17 protein-coding genes are annotated in these 23340 nt (G+C 70.1%); 8 read left to right on the forward strand and 9 right to left on the reverse strand.

Annotation, left to right across the window (positions count from 1 at the left end):
* Positions 1-20 precede the first annotated feature (20 nt).
* The 5 genes from zapB to QSJ30_RS13375 all read left to right on the forward strand — a co-directional run bounded on the left by zapB (position 21) and on the right by QSJ30_RS13375 (position 5523).
* The gene (zapB, locus tag QSJ30_RS13355; RefSeq protein WP_285610056.1) at positions 21-257 is read left to right on the forward strand and encodes a cell division protein ZapB; all 237 of its coding nucleotides are present in this window, start codon (positions 21-23) and stop codon (positions 255-257) included.
* On the forward strand, positions 254-613 hold the full coding sequence (locus QSJ30_RS13360; protein ID WP_285610057.1) for a cell division protein ZapA: 360 nt from the start codon (positions 254-256) through the stop codon (positions 611-613). Before zapB ends, QSJ30_RS13360 begins: the two co-directional genes overlap by 4 nt.
* 225 nt (positions 614-838) lie before the next feature.
* A complete protein-coding gene (gene rny / locus QSJ30_RS13365) occupies positions 839-2479 on the forward strand; it encodes a ribonuclease Y (protein ID WP_285610058.1) in 1641 nt (546 codons plus the stop codon).
* Between the two features lie 119 nt (positions 2480-2598).
* On the forward strand, positions 2599-5190 hold the full coding sequence (locus QSJ30_RS13370; RefSeq protein ID WP_285610059.1) for a hybrid sensor histidine kinase/response regulator: 2592 nt from the start codon (positions 2599-2601) through the stop codon (positions 5188-5190).
* A 3-nt stretch (positions 5191-5193) separates the two neighbouring features.
* A complete protein-coding gene (locus tag QSJ30_RS13375; protein ID WP_285610060.1) occupies positions 5194-5523 on the forward strand; it encodes a DMT family protein in 330 nt (109 codons plus the stop codon).
* 9 nt (positions 5524-5532) lie between these two features.
* Here QSJ30_RS13375 and QSJ30_RS13380 read toward each other — a convergent pair whose 3' ends face one another.
* From QSJ30_RS13380 to purH, 5 genes are all read right to left on the reverse strand, one after another.
* Positions 5533-6177, reverse strand: a complete 645-nt coding sequence (locus tag QSJ30_RS13380; protein ID WP_285610061.1) for a response regulator — start codon at positions 6175-6177, stop codon at positions 5533-5535.
* Positions 6174-9158: a sensor histidine kinase gene (locus QSJ30_RS13385; RefSeq protein ID WP_285610062.1), complete on the reverse strand. Its 2985-nt coding sequence runs from the start codon at positions 9156-9158 to the stop codon at positions 6174-6176. Before QSJ30_RS13385 ends, QSJ30_RS13380 begins: the two co-directional genes overlap by 4 nt.
* A 92-nt stretch (positions 9159-9250) precedes the next feature.
* The gene (locus QSJ30_RS13390; protein ID WP_285610063.1) at positions 9251-11587 is read right to left on the reverse strand and encodes a hybrid sensor histidine kinase/response regulator; all 2337 of its coding nucleotides are present in this window, start codon (positions 11585-11587) and stop codon (positions 9251-9253) included.
* A 62-nt stretch (positions 11588-11649) separates the two neighbouring features.
* A complete protein-coding gene (gene alaS / locus QSJ30_RS13395; protein ID WP_285610064.1) occupies positions 11650-14271 on the reverse strand; it encodes an alanine--tRNA ligase in 2622 nt (873 codons plus the stop codon).
* Between the two features lie 131 nt (positions 14272-14402).
* Entirely contained in the window at positions 14403-15947 is a 1545-nt protein-coding gene (purH, locus tag QSJ30_RS13400) for a bifunctional phosphoribosylaminoimidazolecarboxamide formyltransferase/IMP cyclohydrolase (protein ID WP_285610066.1), read from the reverse strand.
* 285 nt (positions 15948-16232) lie between these two features.
* Here purH and QSJ30_RS13405 point away from each other — a divergent pair, with 285 nt between their 5' ends.
* Together QSJ30_RS13405 and QSJ30_RS13410 are read left to right on the forward strand one after the other, a co-directional pair.
* On the forward strand, positions 16233-17681 hold the full coding sequence (locus tag QSJ30_RS13405; protein ID WP_285610067.1) for an NADH-quinone oxidoreductase subunit G: 1449 nt from the start codon (positions 16233-16235) through the stop codon (positions 17679-17681).
* A gap of 18 nt (positions 17682-17699) precedes the next feature.
* Positions 17700-18476, forward strand: coding sequence for a YiiX/YebB-like N1pC/P60 family cysteine hydrolase (locus QSJ30_RS13410; protein ID WP_285610069.1), 777 nt, complete (start codon positions 17700-17702; stop codon positions 18474-18476).
* 10 nt (positions 18477-18486) lie between these two features.
* Here the strand turns inward: QSJ30_RS13410 and QSJ30_RS13415 are convergent, their stop codons facing one another.
* The 4 genes from QSJ30_RS13415 to efp form a co-directional block, all read right to left on the reverse strand.
* Positions 18487-19239 (reverse strand): hypothetical protein, encoded by a 753-nt coding sequence (locus QSJ30_RS13415; protein ID WP_285610071.1) that lies wholly within the window; start codon positions 19237-19239, stop codon positions 18487-18489.
* A 103-nt stretch (positions 19240-19342) separates the two neighbouring features.
* Positions 19343-20299: a lysophospholipid acyltransferase family protein gene (locus QSJ30_RS13420; RefSeq protein ID WP_285610073.1), complete on the reverse strand. Its 957-nt coding sequence runs from the start codon at positions 20297-20299 to the stop codon at positions 19343-19345.
* Between the two features lie 8 nt (positions 20300-20307).
* The gene (gene rsgA, locus QSJ30_RS13425; protein WP_285610075.1) at positions 20308-21447 is read right to left on the reverse strand and encodes a ribosome small subunit-dependent GTPase A; all 1140 of its coding nucleotides are present in this window, start codon (positions 21445-21447) and stop codon (positions 20308-20310) included.
* A gap of 16 nt (positions 21448-21463) precedes the next feature.
* The gene (gene efp, locus QSJ30_RS13430; RefSeq protein WP_285610077.1) at positions 21464-22039 is read right to left on the reverse strand and encodes an elongation factor P; all 576 of its coding nucleotides are present in this window, start codon (positions 22037-22039) and stop codon (positions 21464-21466) included.
* A gap of 75 nt (positions 22040-22114) precedes the next feature.
* Between efp and QSJ30_RS13435 the strand changes: the two genes are divergently transcribed.
* Positions 22115-23329 carry a serine/threonine-protein kinase gene (locus tag QSJ30_RS13435; protein WP_285610080.1) on the forward strand — a complete coding sequence of 405 codons (1215 nt, stop codon included), beginning with the start codon at positions 22115-22117 and terminating at the stop codon, positions 23327-23329.
* Positions 23330-23340: the final 11 nt, after the last annotated feature.

Below are 23340 nucleotides of genomic sequence, written 5' to 3' on the forward strand. Positions count from 1 at the left end.
ATGGGTTCTTTGAGGCATCCATGGACCTTCTGAAGCAGCTCGAATCGAAGATGCAGTCCCTCGTCCAGCAGCGTAACCAGCTGAAGGAAGAGCTGGATGCCCTGAAGTCTGCCGGTTCGGCCGGAGAGCAGGAGCTGCAGTCCCTCCGGACCCGGCTGGAGGACGCCCTGGCCGAGAAGGCGGCTCTCGAGAAGGACCGGGAAGCAGTGAAGGCCCAGGTGGCCGCCATCCTGCAGGCCCTGGAGGCCCTGGGATGAAGCCCCAGCCGCCCCTGCCGGGGGTCCGGGCCGCCACGGTCTCGGTCCTGGGGCGGGAGCTCCAGGTCCAGACGGACCGGCCCGAGACCCTGGCGGCCGCTGCCCGGATCCTGGAGGACACCTTCCGCGACATGGACTCGCAATGCCAGCTAAGATGGGGGAGCGTCCCGAAGGGCCTCGACACTCCGTCCTGGTACCTCCTGGGCGCCCTGAACCTGGCGCACCGCGTGGCGCGCCTCGAGCAGGAAGCCAACCAGCACACCCAGAACCTGGAACAGACTCTTTCGAAGTTGCTGAACGATGTTCCGGACGAACCTTCCGCCCCCGTGCCCTTCCTCGCCGAGGACGGAGACTGATTTCCCTGCGAGGCCCGTGATCATGGCCAAGCGCTTGTTCCGTAAGTCGACCTGGGAGACCTTCCCCCTGTCCTGTGCGTTCCGCGCGTCGGCGCGCCTTAGACAGGGATCCTGGTTTCCCCCCTACCAGCTAGGGAACTCGGCAAGCCTCCACGACTGAGCGGGGATCTTCTTTCACATTCTGGTGCTGGTGGCTCTTCGGATCCCTATTCCCTGGAGTCGCCCATGAACCTGATCAGCTGGATTTTTCTTCTACTCTTCTTCGCTGCGGCCGGTGTCGGCCTGCTGATGGCCCTGCGGGCGCAGAAGGCCACGGTGGAGGCCTCCCAGGCCCAGGCCCGTGCCGAAGCCGACGTCAAGGTCCAGCGCGAGAAGCTGCTGGAAGAGGCCAGGCGCGAGGCCCAGCGGCTCCGGGAGCGCGGTGAGCAGGAGGCGGAGGCCCTCCGCAAGGAATCCGACCTGAAGGCCAAGGAGCAGGCCCTCCATGCCCGGCAGGAGGCGGAGAAGCTGCTGGCCGAGCGCCAGGCCAACCTGGAGAAGCAGGAACAGCGCATCCAGTCGAAGGAGGCCGGCCTCCAGTCCAAGGAGGAGGGCCTGGACAAGAAACTCCAGCAGGTGGAGCAGAAGGCCAAGGATCTCGAGGGGCTGACCGAGAAGCGGAAGGCCGAGCTCGAGAAGCTGGAGGCCCAGCAGACCGAGGCGAAACAGCTGGTGGAGGCCCAGGCCAAGCGCCTCGAGGAGGTCGCCGGTCTCACCCGCGAGGACGCCAAGAAGGAGCTGATCTCCCAGCTCGAGTACGCCGCGAAGATGGATGCCGCCAAGCTGGTGCGGCGCATCGACGAGGAGGCCCAGGAGGAGGCCGCCAAGAAGGCCCGCTGGACCATCGGCGCGGCCATCCAGCGGGTGGCCTCGGACGTGGTGGCCGAGCAGGCCGTGAGCTCCGTGCAGCTGCCCAGCGACGACCTCAAGGGCCGCATCATCGGCCGCGAGGGCCGCAACATCCGGGCCCTGGAGAAGGCGACGGGCTGCGACCTCATCGTGGACGACACGCCGGAGAGCATCGTCGTCTCCAGCTTCGACCCCATCCGCCGCGAGGTGGCCCGCCAGGCCATCCTCAAGCTCCTGGCCGACGGCCGCATCCACCCCGCCCGCATCGAGGAGGTGGTGGAGAAGGTGAAGGTGGACATGGACCAGCACCTCAAGGAGATCGGCGAGGCCGCCTGCATCGAGCTGGGCTTCCCGGATGTCCATCCCAAGATGCACAAGCTGGTGGGCCGCCTGAACTACCGCACGTCCTACGGCCAGAACGTGCTGGAGCACACCAAGGAAGTGGCGCGCATCGCCGAGTACATGGCCGGTGAGATGGGGGCGGATGCCCGGCTGGCCCGGCGCGCGGGGCTCTTCCACGACATCGGCAAGGCCATCGACCGCGAGGTGGAGGGCACCCACATCGAGATCGGCATGCAGCTGATGCAGCGCTACGGGGAGAAGGAAGAGGTCATCCACGCCATGAGCTGCCACCACGGGGACTTCGAACCCCGGACGGTGGAGGCCATGCTCATCACGGCCGCCGACGCGCTCAGCGCCGCCCGGCCCGGCGCGCGGCGCGAGATGCTGGAGACCTACGTCAAGCGCCTGGAGAAGCTCGAGGAGATCGCCGGCAGCTACAAGGGCGTGCAGAAGAGCTACGCCATGCAGGCGGGCCGCGAGATCCGCATCCTGGTGGACGCCGGTTCCGTCAACGACGACCAGGCCTACTGGATCGCCAAGGACGTCAGCCGCCGCATCGAGTCCGAGATGCAGTACCCCGGCCAGATCAAGGTCACGGTCATGCGGGAGCTGCGCGCGGTGGAAATCGCCAGGTAGGAAGGGTTCGCGTCTGATACAGTCCAGGCATCCTAACCCTACCTGGTCTGGTATCAGCCTTGGACTCGCACCCGCCCCAGCCTCCTGATCCCCCCCGTTCCAGCATGGCGACGGGGGAGGTGGAACTCAGGCGCCACCTGGCGGAGGGTGTCTACGCCCTGAGCCTCGCGCGCACCCGCGAGGAGGTCTTCCGGGTGCTCCTGGGCCGGGCTTCGGAGCTCCTGCCGGAGCTCCACTGGTTCCTGGGGCAGGTCCGGGAGCGGGAGGGCCGCAGGGAGGCGGAGCTGATGGCCGCGACCCCGACCCTGAAGACGCGGCTGGGGGCCGCAGTCCAGGGCCCCGGGTTCCCCTTCTTCGACCTGGGGCCGGTGCGCGAGATCTGCGACCATCACCGCCCCTGCTGGGTCGCGGAGGTCGCGGCCTCCCCGGGGCTGGCGCCCCCATCCGTGGTGGAAGCCACGGGCCTGCGGAGCCTGTTTGGCGTCCCCCTGGTCTTCGAGGGGCGCATCCTGGGACTGCTCTTCGCGGCCGGGTTCCGGGACGAACCAGCTGCGCACCCCGGCGAGGAGGTATTGGCCGTCATCCAGAACCTGGCCCGGATCGCCGCCCTCGCCCTCGAGCGCATCCAGGTGGGAGCCCGCCTGGCGGAAACGGCCCTCCTGTTCCGGGACCTGGCGCGGGCCGTCCACGACCTGGCCGAAGCCCCCGACGAGGACGTCCTGGTGGCGCACCTGTTTGAATGGGCGGCCCGGCTGGCCCCGCTTCCGGAGTGGTGGTTCAACCGCTACGACCCGTCGGCCCGCACCTGCCGGACCACGCACTGGACCCCCGGCCTGGAGGCCTTCGGCACGGTGGAAGCCATCCGCAGGCCCGACCCTGTGGAGGGGGATCCCATCCTCGAGCGGGTCTACCTCCGGCAGAAGGCGGTCCACATCCGCCGTTGGGCGGACCTTCCTGCCTTCCCGGGAAGGCAGGCCTGGCCGGGGCCCCTCCGCACCTGGGTTGGCCTGCCCCTGGCCCATGCCGGCAGCCTGGCCGGGTCGCTCAGCGGGGGATCGTACGGGGACCAGGGCCACGTGGAGATCTCCGAAGAGCAGTTCGAGGCCCTGCAGAGCCTGGCCGAGACCGCGGGCCTGGTGCTGAACCGCCTGCATGCACGGAAGGACCTGGCGGCTCAGGAGACGCGGTTCCGCCTGCTGTTCGAACAGTCCCCGGACCCCACGGCCCTCCTGGCCCGCGGGCTGATCCTGGATGTGAACAAGGCCTCCGAGGAGCTGCTCGGGTACCCGCGGCTGGCCATGCTGGGGCTCGATCCGATCCAGATGAGCCCCGCCCTCCAGCCTTCAGGCACCCCCAGCCGCGCGGCGGCCATGGCCTTCCTGGCCGAGGTGAAGGCGGGAACCCGCAACCGGTTCGAGTGGACCTTCCTCCATGCGAGTGGCCGCGAGGTCCCCTGCGATGTGGCCATCACCCAGTACCTGCTGGGCCCCCAGCACATCTACCACGCCGTGTTCCGCGACCTCACGGAGCAGAAGCGGGCCGAGACGGAGCGGGCGGCCCTCGAGCGGCAGCTGTTCCAGGCCCAGAAGATGGAAAGCCTCGGCGTGCTCGCGGGCGGCATCGCCCACGACTTCAACAACCTGCTCATGGGCGTCCTGGGGCACGCCGGGCTGGCCCTGGAGCAGCTCAACCCCCTGCATCCGGTCAAGCGCAACCTGGAGGCGATCCAGAAGGCGGGCCAGCGGGCCGCGGACCTGACCCGCCAGATGCTGGCCTATTCCGGCCGCGGGCAGTTCGAAGTGCGGAATCTGGACCTGAGCGCCCAGGTGGAGGAGATGCTCCATCTGCTGGAAGTGAGCCTCCCGAAGACCGTGGTGCTCAACCTCGGCCTGAGGAAGGGCCTGCCGGCGGTGACGGCGGATGCCTCGCAGCTCCAGCAGGTGATCATGAACCTGGTGATCAACGCCGCGGAGGCCATCGGCGATGCCTCCGGGACGATCACCCTCGCCACCGGTGCCCAGCACGTGACCGAGAGCGCCGCCCGGACCATGCTCGTGGGCCAGGATGTGCCCCCCGGCCCCTACGTGTACCTCGAGATCGCGGACACCGGCTGCGGCATGGACCAGGACACCCTGAGCCGGATCTTCGAGCCCTTCTTCACCACCAAGTTCACGGGGCGGGGGCTGGGACTCTCGGCCATCATGGGCATCGTCCGCGGCCACAAGGGGGCCCTGCGCGTCTATTCGGAGCCGGGGCACGGGACCACCTTCAAGGTGCTGCTGCCGGCCGTGGGGGCTGGCCTCGAGGCCGAGGCCGGCGCAGCGGAGGAGCCACCCTGGGTCGGCAGCGGTCTCATCCTGGTGGTGGACGATGACGAGACCGTGCGGAGCGTGGCGCGACAGGCCCTGGAGATGAAGGGCTTCCAGGTGCTGGAGGCTCAGGACGGCCTGGAGGCCGTGGACCAGGTGCGTGCCCGCGGCTCGGCCATCGGGCTGGTCCTCCTGGACATGACCATGCCCCGGATGGGCGGCGAGGAGGCCTTCCGCGAGATGCGGCTGCTCCAGCCCGACATCCGCGTGGTCCTGAGTTCGGGCTACAACGAAGTCGAGGCCATGAGCCGCTTCATGGGGAAGGGGCTCAAGGGGTTCATCCAGAAGCCCTACGGCCCCCGGGAGCTGCTGGCCAAGATCCAGGACGGCTTGGAGAGGTGATCTGTGCGCACCATCCTGCTGCTCGTCCTCAGCAACATATTTATGACCTTCGCCTGGTACGGGCACCTGAAGCACCACCGGGACAGCCCGCTCTGGCTCGCGATTCTGGCCAGCTGGGGCATCGCCTTCTTCGAATACTGCCTGATGGTCCCCGCCAACCGCGCCGGCTACGGGCGCTTCAGCCTGCCGCAGCTGAAGGTGATCCAGGAGGTGGTGACGCTGCTGGTGTTCGCGGTGTTCACGGCGACCTGGATGCGCGAGCGGCTGCACCTCAACCATCTCTGGGCGGGGCTCTGCCTGGTGGGCGCGGTCTTCTTCACGTTCCGGAAATGACGGAGCCGCTCAGCGCTCCATGTGGATGATGCCCCGCCGCAGGGCCACCATGGCCGCTTCGGTGCGGTCCTTCACCTGGAGCTTGCGCAGCAGGTTGTTCACGTGGATCTTCACGGTGGGCTCCGCCAGCCCGAGGGCATCGGCAATCTCCCGGTTCCGGTGCCCCTGGGCCAGGAGCTTGAGGACATCCAGTTCCCGGGCGGTGAGCCGCTCGGACTCCATGCCCTCCACCAGCTTCGCGGCGGTGGCGGGCGGCAGGTACCGCTGGCCCGCGGCCACCGCGCGGACGGCCTCGATGAGGGTGCCCCGCCGCATGCTCTTCAGCAGGTAGCCCCGGGCCCCGGCCTCCAGGGCGCGCTGGATGTCCGCGTCGCCATCGAAGGTGGTGAGCACCAGGACCCGGGCGTCCGGGTCCTCCCGCCGGATGGCGGCGATGGCCTCCACCCCCGACTGCCCGGGCAGCTGGAGGTCCATGATGGTGACCGTGGGGCGAAGGGTGCGCCAGACCGTCACGGCCTCCTTGCCGTCGCCGGCCTCACCCACCACTTCGAGATCAGGCTCCGCCTGGTGGAGGATGGCGACGAGGCCATCGCGCACCACCGGGTGGTCGTCCACGATGAGCAGGCGGATCGGGGCGGAAGGGATCGTGGTCATGGGCGCCACCTCCGGAGGGGCAGGATGATGGTGATGCGGGTTCCCCGGCCAGGTCCACTGTCGATGTCGATATGGCCCCGGAGCTTCCCTAGGGTTTCACGGATGCTGCGAAGACCATAGCCCGCGGCGCCGGCGGCGGGATCGAAGCCCCGCCCGTCGTCCTCGATGCAGAGGCCCACCTGGCGAGCGCCGTGCTGGACGGTCACGCGCACCCACTTCGCCTTGCCGTGACGGAGGGCGTTGGTGAGGGCCTCCTGGGCCATGCGCAGCAGCTCCTCCTCCAGCCGGTGGTCCAGGCGCTTCGGCTGCCCCGTCTGCGCGAGCTCCACCTGGATGCCCGTGCCGGCGAGGAGGCGATCGGAGAGGATGCGGAGCGCCCCCAGGAGGTCGGTCCCCTCGGGCTTGCGGGGACTCAGGGCCATGACGGAGCGCCGGGCCTCCTGGAGGCTGGCGGCGGCCAGCTCGCGGGCGTGGCCGAGGCGCGTGAGCACGGGCTCGGGGTCGCCCTCCATGCGGGCCAGCCTGGCCTCGGCGGCCTCCAGCTGCAGGAGGACCCCGGTGAAGCCCTGGGCCAGGTGGTCGTGGATCTCCCGGGCCATGCGGTTGCGCTCGTCGAGGACGGCGGAGCGGGCCTCCACCTGCTGGAGCCGGAGTTGCAGCAGCCACCACCCGAAGAGTCCGGCGACCGCGGCGCACAGGAACCAGAACACCGGTCGCTGGTGGAAGAAGGGCTGGACCGCCACCTCCAGGGACACCTCCTGGGGCGGTCCAGCTTCCCCGGGCCGCCAGGCCTGGAGGAGGAAGCGGCGGCTCCCCGGGGGCAGGTTCGAATACACCGCGAAACGCCGGTCCCCCACTTCATTCCAGCCCGGATCGACGCCCTCCATGCGGTACCGGAACCGCACCTTCTCGGCGCCGGTGAGGCTGATGCCTGTGTAGTGGATCTCCAGGCGATGGCTGCCGGGAGCCAGGTCCAGCGGGCCCCGGACCGGGAGCACCGATTCGTCGCTCAGCACCTTCACGAGGCGCAGGCGGAGGGGGCGGGGGGGCAGCGCCAGACGGCCGGTGTCCGCCTGCGCCATGCCCCGGCTGGTGGGAACCCAGAGCTCCCCGGTCCGGGTCAGCCAGGCGGCGGGTTGGGTCCCGCCATGGGTCTCCCGGGCCGGCAGGCCATCCCAGTGATCGAAGACCGCGAGGGTGGAGGGGCCGGAGGCCGGCAGTCCCTGGAGCAGGGCCGAGCGGGGCGCCCGCAGCACGCCCTGGCCGGTGCTGAGCCAGAGGTTCTGGCCTGCATCCTCCAGGATGGCGTGGATGCTGGTCTTCAGCAGGCCCTCGGCGCCGGTGAACCGCCGGAACGAGCCGTTCCGGAAGAGGCGCAGGCCATCGGCGGTGCCGACCCAGAGCGCGCCCGTGCCATCCAGGTGCAGCGCCTGGGCGCCGCTGGACCCCAGCCCCTGGGTTGGGCCGAACCAGCGCAGGCCATCGGCGTCCAGCCTCCCGAGACCCTGGGAGAGGCTGGCCAGATAGAGGGGGCCGGAACCCCCTCCGGCCATGGCGACCACGTCCCGGGCCTGGGGGAAGACCTGGGGCGCACCGGGAAAGGGGACCTTCAGCAACCCCTGGTGGGGGGTGGCGATCCACAGGTTGCCGGAGGGATCTTCGAAGAGAGCGAGGATCCCGTCAGGACGCGGGCCGCCCTGCCAGGACACCCCCTGGGCCCGGCCGTGCTCAAGGCTGAACAGCCCTCCGCCCCGGGTGCCCAGCCAGAGGCCTCCGCTGCCCCGGGGCCACAGGGCGGAGATGGGTCCCGGGCCCACGGTTCCGCCGAGGCTCACGGGCTCGATGCGGCCCTCGCGGACCTGGCCGAGGGACTGGTCCCCCGTCAGGCACCACACCGTGCCGGCGGAATCCTGGCAGACCATCCGGCCGGCCTCCTCGGGTTCCGGTCCCTTCGCGGGCACGGCCTGGAACGGGACCGCATAGATCGCGCGAAGGCCGCGATCTTCGCTGCCCACCCACAGGGTGCCCGCGCGGTCCTCCAGGAGGTCCAGCACGGTCCAGCGGACCTGGGGTCCCCCGGGCGCTGTCTCCATCCGGCCATCGCGGGTCCGGTGGTAGAGGCCCGCCTGTTCCGTACCGATCCAGAGCCCCCCATCCCGGTCCGCCCGGAGGACGGTGATGGGCCTGGCCGGCAGGACCCCGGCCCCGGACGAAGGTTCCAGGCGGCCCTCCGCGAGGATGAGCAGACCCTGCGCCCGGGTCCCCGCCCACACCGTTCCCGCCGCATCCAGCTCCAGGGCCGTGATGTCCCCTGCCGAGAGGGCCGCCAGCTCCAGGCGCTGGTCCTTCAGGCGCCAGAGGCCGGAGCCGGCCGTGCCGACCCAGAGGGTGCCCTCGCGGTCCGTGGCGATGGCCTGGATCCGCAGCCGGGCCGCGTCGCAGGCGACCGGTTCGAAGCGCCCCCCGGCCAGCCGCAACAGGGGGCCCTCCGCCGGGGCCGCCCAGAGGGTGCCCCGGGCATCCACGAGCAGGCGGAGGATGGGGCTGTCGGGCAGGCCCTCGGGCGCGCCGAATCCCGTGAAGACGCCGTCCTTCATGCGGAAGAGGCCCGGCTGGGAGGTGCCGATCCAGAGACTGCCATCGGAGGTCTCGGCCAGGCAGCGCACATCGTTGTGGGCGAAGACGGGAGCCTCGGTCCGGGAGAACCGGTCGAACCGGGCGCCATCGAAACGGATCAGGCCATCCTCGGTGCCGATCCACAGGAATCCCTCCCGGCTTTCCAGGAGGGCTGTGGCGGTGTCCTGGGCGAGCCCCGACTCGCCACGCCAGATCCGGTGGACCGTGGCCCTCGGCTGGGGTCGGTCGGAACCCCGGGCCGCGGGAGGGAGGGCCAGGGTTGCCCATAGCGACAGGGCGACGGCACATCGCCATCCCGTCCAGCCCCGGTGGAGGCGGTGGAACCCAAGTCTGCCCATGGTCATGGAGCAGCAGGTTAGGCCATCGCCCGGCTGTGGGCAACGAAGACTTGGACCTGCCTGCCAATCCGCCGCGCCGAACCGCTTCCGAGCCGGGCTCAGGGCCTGGAGCCGCCGCGCCTCTGATCGCGCAGCATCGCCGTCATCAGGGCGAGGAGCCGGGACAGCTCGAAGGGCTTGGGCAGGAGCCGCACTCCGGGCACCTTGGCGAGGGTCGCCTCCATGCCCTCCAGTCCCTGGCCGCTCACCAGGATGAAGGGCACCTGGGAGCCGGTGGCGCGGATCCGCTCCAGCAGCTCGAGGCCCGTGCAGTCCGGCATGCGGTGGTCGCTCAGCACCAGGTCGAAGTCCCCCGCCTGCCAGGCCTGCCAGGCCACGCAACCATCCGGCGCGGTCGTGACCTGGGCCCGCTCCAGGGTCAGGGCATCTGCCAGCATGTCGCGCAGCATGGCCTCGTCCTCCGCCACCAGGATCCGCCGCCCGGCCAGGAGATCGCCTTCCGCGGCGGCGTCCGGCTGGTGCGGGGCCGCCACGGCCTCCTCCCGCAGGGCCTGGGGGAGGCTGACGATGAAGCGGGCACCGCCGCCGGGGACATTCTCGGCACGGACCTGCCCCTGGTGCGCCTTCACGATGCCGAAGACCATGGCCAGTCCCAGGCCGGTGCCCTTGGTGAAGTCCTTGGTGGTGACGAAGGGCTCGAAGATGTGCGGCAGGAGATCCTCGGGGATGCCGGTGCCGGTGTCCTGGACTTCCACGCAGACGTGCCCGTCCTCGTCCCGGAAGGTGCGGAGGCTGAGGCTGCCCCCGGATGGCATGGCATCCCGGGCGTTCACGGCCAGGTTCATGAGGACCTGCTCCAGCTGCACCGAGTCGCCGGAGATGGGCGGCAGCTCCCCCTGGAGGGAAAGCTGGACGCGGATGAGGCCCCCGAGCAGGCGACCGAGGATCTCCGCCGTGTCGCGGACGAGGTCGTTCAGGTCGAGGGGCTTGAGCTCGGGCCGGGACTCGTGGCTGAAGGAGAGCAGGGCCTTGGTGGTCTGGGCGCAGCGCCGGGTGGCCTCCTCGGCGCGGAGGATCCGGGCCAGGACGGGATGGCCTTCCGGCAGCAGCTCCCGGCTGAGGTGGAGCTGGCCCAGGATCGCGGCCAGCTGGTTGTTGACGTCGTGGGCGATGCCCCCCGCCAGGGTCCCCACGGTCTCCATGCGCTGGCTGTGCTCCAGCTGGCTCTTCAGCCGGGTCTGCTCCGAGAGGCTCTCCTCCGCCCGGAGCAGCGCCCGCTCCAGGCTGCAGATTTCCTGGATGTCCGAATGGATGGTGGGGGCCGGCCTCCCCTGCCCCAGGGACTCGGCGAGGGATCCGAGTGCGGCGATGGGCTCGGCCACTCGCCGGGCGATGGCCCGGATGCGCAAGGCCGCCAGGCCGATGCCCAGAATGGCCAGACCCAGCATGCTCCCTGCCCGGAACTTCAACGGCCCCAGCAGGTCGTCCTCCGGGATGATCAGGATGAGCCGCCAATGCAGCCCCGGAAGGCCCTCGAAGTCCCGGGCCAGCCCCATGGCCGGCCCCCCCTGGGTGACGATCCGGCGGGGCAGACCTCCGGCGGCATCATCCGGCAGGTGGCTGGCCTCGGGGCTCAGGAAGGATGTCTCCAGGGGTTTGAGGAAGGCCTGGCGCCGGCGGTCGTAGGTCGCGAAAGCCGGATCCCGCGGGAGGATCAGGGCCCGGCCCTGCGGATCGAGGATGAGGGCGCGGCTGCCCGGTGTGGGCTGGGCCGACCAGACCAGCTGTGTCAGGTCATCCAGCATGAAGTCCAGGGCCGCCACACCCCGGAGGCCGGCGGCGTCGCGGACGGGCAGCGTGTAGGTGATGCCCGGATCCTGCGTGGTGTAGAACGCATAGGGTGGCGTCCAGGCGGGGGCGGGAGCCCCGGCTCCCGCCTGGTACCAGGGCCGGTCGCGGGGATCGTAGGCCATGGGCGCCCAGGGTTCCTGGGACAGGATCTGGCCGCTCGGAGCCAGATGCCACCAGCGGATCCGGGCCTCGGCTCCGGCCCGCTCCAGCTCCCGGAGCGACCAGGCGCCGTCAGACCGCAGGAAGAGGAGGGAGCGGCCGTCGGTCTGCGCCAGGTTGAGGCTGGTGATGCTGCGCTGGGTGGTCAGGGCGGGCATGATCAGCTGGGCGGCCTGCTCGGGCCGGGTGGGATCCAGGGTTCCCCCCAGCCACCATTCCTGGATGGCCCTGCCCAGGGCCTGGGAGGCCCCCAGGTCGATCCTGAGGGCCTCGTCGAGATGGCGCAGGGCGGCCTGGGACCGGGCCTTGGCCTGGCGTTCCAGGGCCTGCTGCCGGCTCCACCAGGACAGGCCGAGGAGGAGGGCGGACAAGCCGACCATGAGGATCAGGAGATCCCGCAGGAGCAGTCGGCGGATGGGGAGCATGGGGCGGGTGACTCCGGAGAGGGATGCCTCCTATCTTGCCGGAAGCGCGAGCCGGGTGTGGATCACAGCGCCGCGCGCAGGGCCGCGAAGGCTTCGGGCAGGCCGGCGGGGTTGGTGCCGCCTCCCTGGGCCAGGTCCTTCCTGCCGCCGCCCCGGCCGTTCAGGGCCGGCAGCATGGTCTTGAAGAGGGCGCCGGCGTCGTAGGCCAGGTCCGGTGACACCGAGACCAGGGCCGCCACCTTGTCCTCGGCGGCCTTGGAGGCCAGGACGATGATGGCGCTGGAATGCCGGGTGCGGACCTGGTCCATGAACTCGCGCAGGGCGTTGCCCTCTAGCCCTTCCACGGCGGCCGTGACCAGGGTGATGCCCTTCACCTGCTCCACCTGCTCGGCGCTGCCGCCGCCGCTGGCGGCCTTGAGCTTGGCCTCCTTGAGCTCCCGCTCCAGCTGCGCGATGCGCTGATCCTTGGCCGTCAGCAGCTCGGGCAGGGCTTCCCGGGCGGCGTTGGCCTGGCGGGACAGGCCGTGGATCATGGCCTCGTCGGCCTGGAGCAGGTCCAGGGCCATCTCGCCCGCCACGGCCTCGATGCGGCGGACGCCGGCGGCGACGGCGCCCTCGGAGACGATCTTCACCACGCCGATCTCGCCGGTGTTGGCCACGTGGGTGCCGCCGCAGAGCTCCGTGGAGAAGCCCGGCACCTGCACCACGCGCACCACGTCGCCGTACTTCTCGCCGAAGAGGGCCATGGCCCCGGAGGCCAGGGCCTCCTCGATGTCCATCTCGTTCACGCGGGTGGGTACCGAGGCCAGGGCCTGCCGGGAGGCCAGGCGCTCGATCTCGGCGATCTGCTCGGGTTCCAGGGGCGCGAAGTGGGTGAAGTCGAAGCGCAGGCGGTTCTCATCCACCACGCTGCCCGCCTGCTTCACGTGGGTGCCGAGGACCTCGCGCAGGGCGGCATGCAGCAGGTGGGTGGCCGTGTGGTGGGCCCGGACCCGGCGGCGGCGGATGGGGTGGACCAGGGCGTTGACTGAGGCATTCTCCAGCAGGAGGCCGGCGACTTCGACCTTGTGCAGGTGCCGCTTCTGGGCGGGCGCCGTGCAGTCCAGCACCTCCGCATGGCCGCCCTCGAAGCGGAGCTGGCCCGTGTCGCCCACCTGGCCGCCGGACTGGGCGTAGAAGGGGGTGCGGTCCAGCAGGACGTAGCCTTCGCCTGAGAGCTGCTTCACCCGGCGGTGTGCCGCGTCGAAGAGGGCCACCACGTGGGCCTGGCCTTCGAGGTGGTCGTAGCCCGTGAAGGTGGTGGGCGGCAGGTCCGCCAGCACGGCCAGGTCGCCCGCCAGGCGCAGGTCGTGGGCCTTCATGGCGGCCCGGGCGCGGGTGCGCTGGGCGTTCAGCTCCTGCTGGAAGCCCTCCAGGTCGGCGGCGATGCCCCGCTCCCGGCACCAGTCCTCCACCAGATCCACGGGGAAGCCATAGGTGTCGTAGAGGCGGAAGATGTCCGAGCCCGCGAGGCGCCCCTGGGAGACGTCGCTGGCCTCCAGCACCTTCAGGCCCGTGGACAGGGTCTGGCTGAACTGGCGCTCCTCGCGGTGGAGGGACTTCTGGATGCGCGGCAGCTCGCCCAGCAGCTCGGGGTACTGGTCGCCCATGGCCTGGGCCACGGCCGGGGCCAGATCCGCGAAGAAGAGGCCCTCGATGCCCAGCTTGCGGCCGAAGCGCAGGGCCCGGCGCACGATCTTGCGCAGCACGTAGCCGCGGCCCTCGTTGCTGGGCACCACGCCGTCGAAGCACATGAACGTGGCGGCACGGATGTGGTCCGCGATCACCTGGGAGGCCGTGCGGTTCGTGTGCTCCCGGCGGTCCTCCGGCTTGACCTTGGCGGCCTTCCAGATGGCCTCGAAGATGGGCTCGAAGAGGTCGATCTCGTAGTTGGTGTCCACGCCCTGGAGGATGCTCGCCGTGCGCTCCAGGCCCATGCCCGTGTCGATGCTGGGCCGGGGCAGCGGCGTGAGGACGCCCTTGGCGTCGCGCTCGTACTGCATGAAGACCAGGTTCCAGATCTCCATGACACGGTCGCCCTCGCCGTTGGGTGTGGCATCGCCGGGAAGGTGGGCGCCGCGGTCGTAGTGCATCTCGGAGCAGGGCCCACAGGGGCCCGTGTCGCCCATCTGCCAGAAGTTGTCCTTCTTGCCGAAGCGCATGATGCGGTCGGGCCGCACGCCGGCGGCCTTCCACAGCTCCTCGGCCTCGGTGTCGGCGGGCACCCCGTCGGCGCCCTCGAAGACCGTGACCCAGAGATGCGCGGGATCCAGCCCGAGGTTGCCCTGGTCCACGGGGCCCGTGACGAATTCCCAGGCGAAGCGGATGGCGTCGGCCTTGAAGTAGTCGCCGAAGCTGAAGTTGCCGAGCATCTCGAAGAAGGTGTGGTGGCGGGCCGTGAAGCCCACCTGGTCCAGGTCGTTGTGCTTGCCGCCGGCCCGCAGGCACTTCTGGCTGGTGGTGGCGCGGCTGTAGTCGCGCTTCTCCTTGCCCAGGAAGACATCCTTGAACTGGATCATGCCCGAGTTCGTCCACATCACCGTGGGATCGTCCGCCGGCCCGATGACCGCGCTGGAAGCCACCCGCCGGTGCCCCTGGCGCTCGAAGTACTGCAGGAATCGCTGGCGGAGTTCAGAAGTCTTCATGGGTGTGTCCAAAAAGAAAAAACGCTCGCAGAGAAAGGACGAGAAAGCAGAGGTGCGCAGAGATTGCCGTATTCAAGAGCATGTCTCGGCGGCCCTCCGCCATCTCTGCGATCCTCTGCGAGTGTAGTTCCTCAATGTCTGAAGTGACGCATGCCGGTGAAGAAGAGCCAGACACCGAGTTTCTGGGCGGCGGCGATGACTTCGTTGTCGCGGAGGCTGCCGCCGGGCTCTACGAAAGCCGTGACGCCGTGGCTGGCGGCCAGCTCGAGGCCGTCGGCGAAGGGGAAGAAGGCGTCGCTGCCCAGCACCGAGCCGCGGGCACGGGTGCCGGCCTTGCGGCAGGCGATCTCCACAGAATCCACGCGGCTCATCTGGCCGGCGCCGATGCCCACGGTGGCGCCGTCCTTCACCAACACGATGGCGTTGGACTTCACGGCCTTGGCCACCCGCTGGGCCAGCATCAGGTCCTCCGCCCGGGGCTTGGTGCCGGGGCCCGTGGCCTTCACCTCCCAGTCCTCGAAGGGCACGAAGCCGTCATCCGCCCGCTGGACCAGGTAGCCGCCGCCGATGGAGCGGGCGTCCAGGCCCTCGGCACTCTGGGGCCAGTGGTCCGGCGTCTGGAGGATGCGGAGCTGCTTCTTCGCAGCGAAGACCTCCAGGGCCTCCCCGGTGAAGGCGGGGGCCAGGATCACCTCCCAGAAGTTCTGGGCCATGACCCGGGCCACTTCGACGCCCACGGGCCGGTTGAAGGCCACGATGCCGCCGAAGGCGCTGACGGGATCGCCCGCCTGGGCGCGCATGAAGGCCTCCAGCGCATGGGGGCCCTGCCCCACGCCGCAGGGGTTGTTGTGCTTGACGATGACGCAGGCGGGGGCCGGGAACTGCCAGACCAGGCGGGCGCAGGCATCGGCATCCAGCAGGTTGTTGAAGCTGAGCTCCTTGCCCTGGTGCTGCTGGCAGGCGGCCATGCCCTCCACCTTGCGGCCGGGTTCGACGAAGAAGGCGGCGGCCTGGTGGGGGTTCTCGCCGTAGCGCAGGCCCTGCTTCTGCACGAGGTTCAGGCAGAGGTGGTGCGGCAGCTCCGAGGACTTGCCTGCGGCCAGTTCCCGCTCCATCCAGCCGGAGATGGCGGCGTCATAGGCGGCGGTGCGCCGGAAGGCCTCCAGGGCGCAGCGGCGTCGGTCCTCCAGGCCCCAGGCGCCGGCCCTGAGCTTGTCGAGGAAGGCCCCGTACTGATCCGGGTCCGTCAGCACCGTCACCGAAGCGTGGTTCTTCGAGGCGCTGCGGATCATGCTGGGGCCGCCGATGTCGATCTGCTCGATGGCCTCGGCGGGGGTCACGCCCTCCCGGGCGATGGTGGCCTCGAAGGGATAGAGGTTGATCACCACCAGGTCGATGGGGTCGATGCCCTGGGCCTTGGCGTCCTTCGCGTGTTCCGGCAGGTCGCGCCGGTAGAGGAGGCCGCCGTGGATGCGGGGATGCAGGGTCTTCACCCGGCCGTCGAAGCACTCGGGGGCGCCCGTGTAGGCCGCCACCTCCTGGGCCTCCAGCTTCGCCTCCTGCAGGGCGCGCAAGGTCCCGCCCGTGGCCAGGAGCCGCCAGCCCAGGGCCAGCAGGCCTTCCGCCAGGGGGATGAGTTCCGTCTTGTCGTACACCGAGATCAATGCCGTCGGCATGTCCGCCCCCTGAACCCTTGATTTTTCCATGCCCTGGACCCTTTCGGAAGGGTCGGATGTCCCCGGTGCAAAACCGGCGGGGAGCCTGGAGTGGCCGGCGGGCCCGCGGACGCCGACGGCCAGCCTGAATGTGATCCCCGCCACAGGGGGCCGGGACCCGCCGGATCTGGCGGATTCCCCGGGTTTCAGGCCCCTGGGTGGAGGAGGCGCCGCCGGAAGGGACGGGGCTGCCCACCTTTACCTCCAGGGCCCCAAGCCCCATCCTGGAAGGCCTGGAGTGGGCCCATGCCGACGATCAAGATCAACGATGTCGAACTGAGCGTGACCCCCGGCACGCTGGTGCTGGATGCCTGCCGCACCGTGGGCATCGACATCCCGCACTACTGCTACCACCCGGCGCTGACGCCCGTGGCCACCTGCCGCATGTGCCTCGTGGAGATCAAGGGCCAGCCCAAGCTCGCCACCAGCTGCACGACGACCGTTCCACCCGCGCCCAAGGACAACCCCGACGCGGTGGTGATGGAGGTATTCACCAACACGCCCGCCGTGGCCGACGCCCGGGCCGGCGTGATGGAGTTCCTGCTCATCAACCACCCGCTGGATTGCCCCATCTGCGACCAGGCCGGCGAGTGCAAGCTCCAGGACTACTCCTACAATTACGGGAGCGGCGACTCCCGCATGGCCGAGGTGAAGCGCCGCTACCGCTACGAGGACCTGGGCGCCAAGATCGTCATCGACAAGAACCGCTGCATCCACTGCACCCGCTGCGTCCGGTTCACCCGCGAGATCAGCGGCGGCGGCGAGCTTATCGTGGCCAACCGCGGCTCGCGCCTGGAGGTCACCACCTACACGGGCAAGTCCCTGGACCAGAACCCCTACGCGGGCAACGTGGTGGATCTCTGCCCCGTGGGCGCCCTCACGAGCCGCGACTTCCGCTTCCGCAAGCGGGTCTGGTACCTCAAGAACACGCCCTCCATCAGCCGCCACTCGGCCCTGGGCAACCCCATCTGGATCGACCACGAGGGGAACCAGATCCACCGCTTCCGCCCCCGGCCCCTGGAGGGCAAGGAGACCACGCACTTCATCAGCGACGCGGAGCGCCACGCCTACGTGCAGTACAACCGCTCGGGCCAGGCCCCGGTCCCCACCTTGAAGGGCGCCCCGGCCAGCCTGGAGGCCATCCGCGAGGCGCTGCAGTCGGCGGGCCCCGCGGCCGTCATCGGCCAGGGCACCTTCGGCTGCGACACGGCCCAGCGGCTGGGCGAGCTGGCCGCCTCGCCAGACCTGCGCTTCGGCAGCGGCGACAAGACCATCCCCGTGGTGCTGCCCAAGTACCAGACCAGCGCCGACGGCATCCTCAACCGGCGCGGCTTCACGGAGCGGGGCTTCCGCTTCGGCGTCCTGGAGGAGCTGCTGGCCAAGGCGCAGAAGGGCGAGGTCAAGGCCGTCGTGCTGCTGCACGATGCCGCCTTCACCAGCGCGAAGGAAGCGGAGCTGCTGGGCCAGATCCTCAAGGCCGCGGCCTTCAGCCTGGCCTTCGAAGCCGAAGCCTCGGACCTGGGCCGCGCCGCCACGGCCTGGCTGCCCATCACCAACTACGCCGAAGAGAGCGACTTCATCATCAACCACGAGGGCGAGCTCCGCCGCTACCAGAAGGCCCTGCAGGCGCCCAAGGGCGTCCGCACCGTCCCCGCCTGGGTGAAGGAACTGGCCGTCGTACCCGCAGCCGTCTAGCGGAGAGGGGAGGGACCCATGTTCCTCCACGACGCGCTGACCCGAGGGCTGGTGCGCTACCTCACGGCCGAGCTGCCGAGCTACCAGCGGCGGGTGCCCAACGACGTGGACCGGCTCCGGGCGGGGCTCCGCCCCGGGGACGTGGTGCTGGTGGAGGGCAAGTCCCGCATCAGCCGCATGATCATGACCCTCAGCCAGAGTTCCTGGAGCCACGCGGGCATGTACATCGGCGACGCCCTGCTGCGCTGGGGCGGGCCCCATGCGGAGGAGGCCCTGGAGGCCTTCGGCATCGAGGCGGCGCACCTGGTCCTGGAGAGCGACATGGCCGAGGGCGTGCGCGTGAAGCCCGTGGCGTGGTACGCGGACCACAACCTGCGCGTCTGCCGCCCCCAGGGCCTCTCCACCGGGGACCTGGAGGAGGTCGTCGCGGAGATGCTGCGGCACCTGGGGCTGCGCTACGACCGGCGGAACATCTTCGACCTGGGGCGCTACCTCACCCCTGTCCAGCTGCTGCCCGCCCGCTGGCGGCGGCGGCCCCTGTACCTGGGCAGCTCCAGCAGCCGCGAGGTCATCTGCTCGGCCCTCATCGCCAAGGCCTTCTACCGGGTGGGCTTCCCCGTGCAGCCCCTGGTCAACGATGCCGCCGACCCGGGCCCGCATGCCGTGATCGCCCGCCACCCGAGCTACATCATGCCCAGGGACTTCGACCTCAGCGCCAACTTCGAGGTGCTCAAGGTCAACCTGGCCCCACCCAAGAAAGCGGGCGCCTGGGGGCGCCCGCTTCCCGAGGGTTGAAGCCCGGAGCCTACTTCTTCACCACCTTGGCGTCCTCGACGAGGACCGCGTAGGAGTAGCCGGAGCCGAAGTCCTTGTCCGTGCGCACCACGCCCGTGACGGTGACGGTGTCGCCCTTGGCGGCCCCGTCGTTGCTGGTGACAGTGATGTCGTTGGTGCCGGCCTTGGCGTCCCCGCTGCCGTCCTGCAGGTGCAGCCAGTTCTTGCCCATGATGCCGGCGTTGTACTTCACGACCTTGCCGCGGACGGTGACGGTCTTCCCCTTGAGGCTGCCCTTCTGGGCCCATACTTCGGCCACGGTGCGGGCGTCGGCCCCGGTGGCCTTCTCGACCTTGCCCACTTCCACGGCCGCGGCGGGCTGCCCGGCGGAGGTGTGGGGATCGGCGGCTGGCGCGGTGGCGGGGCCACTGCCGGCCAGGGTGCCGAAGTAGATCTCGGGGAAGGTCCGCTTCAGGGTCTTGGACTCGAAGTCCCGCATGATCATGGCGCCGGTCACCGTGACCTCCGCGCCCTTCTCGACCTTGGTCTCGGGCACGGCGGCCCAGACCTCGCCCTGGGCGGTCTGGATCCGCAGGTAGGAGTAGGGCGTGGCGGCGACGCGCTCCATCAGCTTGCCGGTGACGGACAGGCCTGCGGCGGGTGCTGCGGCCGGGGCGGCAGCCTGGCCCTGGATGGGGGCGGCGACCACGGGGGCCTGGGACTTGTTGGAATTGCAGCCGACGATGGCCGAGGCGATGAGCAGGACGGGAAGGGCGCCGCGCATGGATGGGACTCCTTGTAGGGACCGGGAAGAGGCCACGGGACCCTGAAGCTTAAGGCCAAAGGCCTATGACCGTCGACAAAGGCCCCATCGTGGTGGTATTTCCCTAGGGCCGGGGGCCGGGGGCCCGCGCGGGGTCGTCCCAGAAGGGGTAGAAGCAGTACCACTGGCTGGGCTGCTCGCGGATGAGGGCCTCAAGGTCGGCCACGTAGGCGCGCATCCCGGTCTCGATGGCCGCCATCCGCTCGCCGCGGCCGCCCTGGACGCGGATGGGCTCGCTGAACCGGGCATGGAAGCGGCGGTCCGCGTCGGTGTAGAAGAAGCTGGTGACGATGGGGGCGCCGGTCATGGCTGCCAGCTCCCAGGGCCCGCGGGGGAAGGGCACGTCCCGGCCGAAGAAGGGCATGGTCACGCCGTTCAGGCTGAAGTCCCGGTCCCCCTGCATGCCCACCAGGCGACCCTCCCGGAGGAGCTTCACCAGGGGCAGGGTGGAGAAGCCCACGCCGTCCACCGGGAGGCCCACCACGCCCCCCTGGGCCCGCAGGCGCTCCCGCAGGCGCTCCACCGCCTCGAAGCGGTCGGGCTTGTAGACCGCGTGGACCTTCAGGTTCCGGGCCCGCAGCAGCAGGCCGCCCAGCTCGTAGTTGCCGGCATGGGCGGTGAGGAGGATGACCCCCCGGCCCTCGGCCATGGCCGCGTCCATGTGCTCCAGACCTTCGATGGTCGCGAACTGGGCCAGGGCCTCCTCCACGGGTCGCTGGCCGTACCAGAAGAAGTCCACCCAGGCCCGGGCGTGCTGGCGCACCATCTCCCGGGCGGTGCGGTCCACGTCGGGGTGGGATTCCCGCAGGCCCAGCACCCGGGCCGTGTTGCCGAGGATGGCCGCCAGGTACCTGGGTCGGAGGGTCATGAAGGCGTCGGCCACCTGGTCCGCGATCTCGTGGGCCCGCTCCCGCCGGGCGAAGGACCTCGCGGCGAAGAAGAAGAGCGGGAACAGCGATCCGAAGACGGCCCCGTAGACGAGGCCGAGGAGCCTGGAGTCGGACTGCATGCGATCCTGCATCCCGACTCCTAACGCCACACGTTCTGGTTCGGGTTGCGGTCTTCCATCTCCAGCCACAGGCGCTGGAGGCTCTGGAGACGCTCGGGGTAGGCGAGGTCGAGGCGGTCCAGGGTCTCCTCGTCATCGGCATCGAAGGCTGTGGGATCCTCCAGGACGTCGGCGGGGAACTCGGGGAAGACGGTGCCCAGCAGGGCGCGGTCGAAGCCGCGGACGCTGAGGGTGCGGATGCCCGGCGTATCCACCAGGGTGCCGCCGGCGCCGAGGGGCAGCCAGCGGGCGGCGGTGGTGGTCTGCTTGCCTGTGCCGAACTTGGTGAGGCCCCCGGTCTTCAGGGCCATCTCGGGCTGGAGGGCGTTCACCAGGGTGCTCTTGCCGACGCCGCTGTGACCCAGCAGCACCACGACCTTCCCCTGGAGGAGGCTGCCCAGGGACTCCAGGCCCTCGCCCTTCAGGGCCGAGGTCTCGTGGATGGGGACGCCCTGTTCGCGCAGGGGATCCAGTTCCGGCAGGGTGTCCTTCTTCGAGGCCCGGTCCCGCTTGGTGATGAGGATGCGGAAGGTGAGGCCCGCATCGAGGGCCAGGACCTGGGCCCGCTCGAGCAGGCCCGGCCGCAGGGGGGGATCCACGACGGCGGCGCAGATCCAGAGCTCGTCGGCATTGGCGCAGATGAGCTGCCAGGGCTCGCGGTCGTCGATGCCACCGCGCTTGAGCAGGGATTTCCGCGGCATGACGGCCACGACCTGGGCCTCTGGGGAGCCGCCGTCGCCGCGCACGGGGAGGTGGGCGGGAAACCTGGGGTCGTCCGGCTCGACGGGAACCGCGGAGTAGCGCACCCGGTCGCCGCAGACGAGGCGCACGCCCTTGAGCTTGCCGCCCAGGGTGGCCCGCATGACGGTCCGATCCGCCAGCTCCAGGTCCACCCACTGGCTGTGCCGCTGGATGAGGGTGGCCTCAGGCAGGTGCATCCATGGGGCGGGATCCGGCAGCCGCAGGAGCGAGTCGGCATCATGGGACTCGATGCCGGTCTCCAGCCGCTCGGCATGACGCTGGCGCCGCTTGCTCTCTCCGCCCCGCTCCCGGGAGTAGGCCTCCCGGTGGTCCAGATCCTGGGCCTCCCGGCTCTGGCCGAGGCGGAACTTGCGAGTCATGCGGCGGCTCTCGGCATCAGGCCCGTCCAGCGAACTCGCCGGTCTCGGTGCTGACCTTCACCTTCTCGCCCTCCTTGATGAAGAGGGGCACCTTGATCTCGATGCCGGTCTCCAGCTTGGCGGGCTTGGTGACGTTGCCGCTGGCCGTGTCGCCGCGGGCGCCGGGTTCCGTGTAGGTGACGGCCAGCTCCACCTGGCTGGGCAGCTGCAGGCCGATGGGGTTGCCGTTGTACTTCTGGATCTGCACGATGAGACCTTCGGTGAGGTAGTCGAGGGCCTCGCCCATGAGGCTCTCGCCCAGGGTGTGGGTCTCGTAGGTCTCCTGGTCCATGAAGTGGGACCCGTCGCCATCGCTGTAGAGGTAGCTGGCGGGGGCGAGGGCGAGGTCCGGCTCCTTGAACTTGTCGCCGGCCTTGAAGGTCTTGTCGAAGACGGCGCGCGTGAGGAGGTTCCGCATCTTGATGCGGACCAGGGTCTGGCCGCCCCGCGCCGTGGGCGTGGAAATCTCAACATCCAGGCAGTGAAAAGGCGTCTCTTCGAGTTCGAAGAACATCTTGCGCTTGATTTCGATGGCTTCGAGAAGGGCGGCCATGGGGACTCCGGAATGTCGAATCCTCCATTCTAGCCCGGCTTGGGAGGGAGATCTCGTGGTTAGAATTTCAGTTCCATGGCAGATCCCAGAACCATCGGCAGGTACCAGATTCTGCGCCCCATCGGACAGGGCGGCATGGGGACCGTCTACCTGGCGGAGGACCCCCTGCTCAAGCGGCGGGTGGCCATCAAGGTGGTGCGTGTCACCGGCGCCGCGCGGCACCAGGCCACGCTGCGGTTCCGCCGGGAGGCCGAGATCAGCGCCCAGCTGAACCACCCGAACCTGGTGACGGTCTTCGACGTGGGCGTGGAGGAGGATCTGGGGCCCTTCCTGGCCATGGAATACGTGGAGGGCAAGAGCCTCGGCCGGCACATCAAGGACCGCGACCTGGACACGGAGACCAGCGCCCGGGTGCTGATCCAGGCCATGCGGGCCCTGCGGGCCGCCCACCGCCGGGCCATCGTGCACCGCGACGTGAAGCCGGACAACATCCTGCTCAGCGAGGAGGGCCGGGCCAAGCTCATGGACTTCGGCATCGCCCGGACCCTGGGCCACATGAGCCTGAGCCCCGAGCAGTCCCTGGACCTGGCCCCCGTGGATGAGGATGGCGCGGCCCTGGCCCAGACGCTGGCCCTCCGCCTGACGTCTTCCGGCGACTTCCTGGGCTCCCCGGCCTACGCACCCCCCGAGGTGCTCCGGGGCGGCGAGGGGACGCCGGCGTCGGACCGCTACAGCTTCGCGGCCACGGCCTTCGAGCTCCTCACCGGCAAGCTGCCCCATCCGGGCGGCGGCCTCACGGAGATCATCCTCCACATCCTCCAGGAGCCCGTGGCCATTCCGGCGGACCTGCCCCCGGCCATGGCCGCCGTGTTCAAGCGGGCCCTGGCGGCGGATCCCGATGACCGCCACACCACCCTCCCGGAGTTCATGGAGGAGCTGATCGACGCGCTCCCGGGCCCCGTCAGCATGCGGGCCCGGCTCTTCACCTTCCTCGGCCAGGACGAGGACGGCACCGGCAGCGTATCGACGGCGCGGTTCCGCCTGCCCGAACCGGCGCCGCCGGAAGCTTCCGGCACCCATGATTCCCGCCTCCGGAAGACAGGGCCCGGGAAGATCACCCTGGCGGAAGATCCCGTGGAAACCTACCTCTCCACCCGGCGGCCATCGCTCCACCAGCCTCGACCTGAAGCGACGGACTGGGGCCGGATCATGAAATGGGTCGTCCTGGTGTTCCTGGTGCTCCAGCTGTTCTGGTGGCTGGCGCCCGCCCTGTCGCACCTCCAGTTCTAGGCCGGCCCGGA

The organism is Geothrix edaphica, from assembly GCF_030268045.1.
GTDB lineage: Bacteria > Acidobacteriota > Holophagae > Holophagales > Holophagaceae > Geothrix > Geothrix edaphica.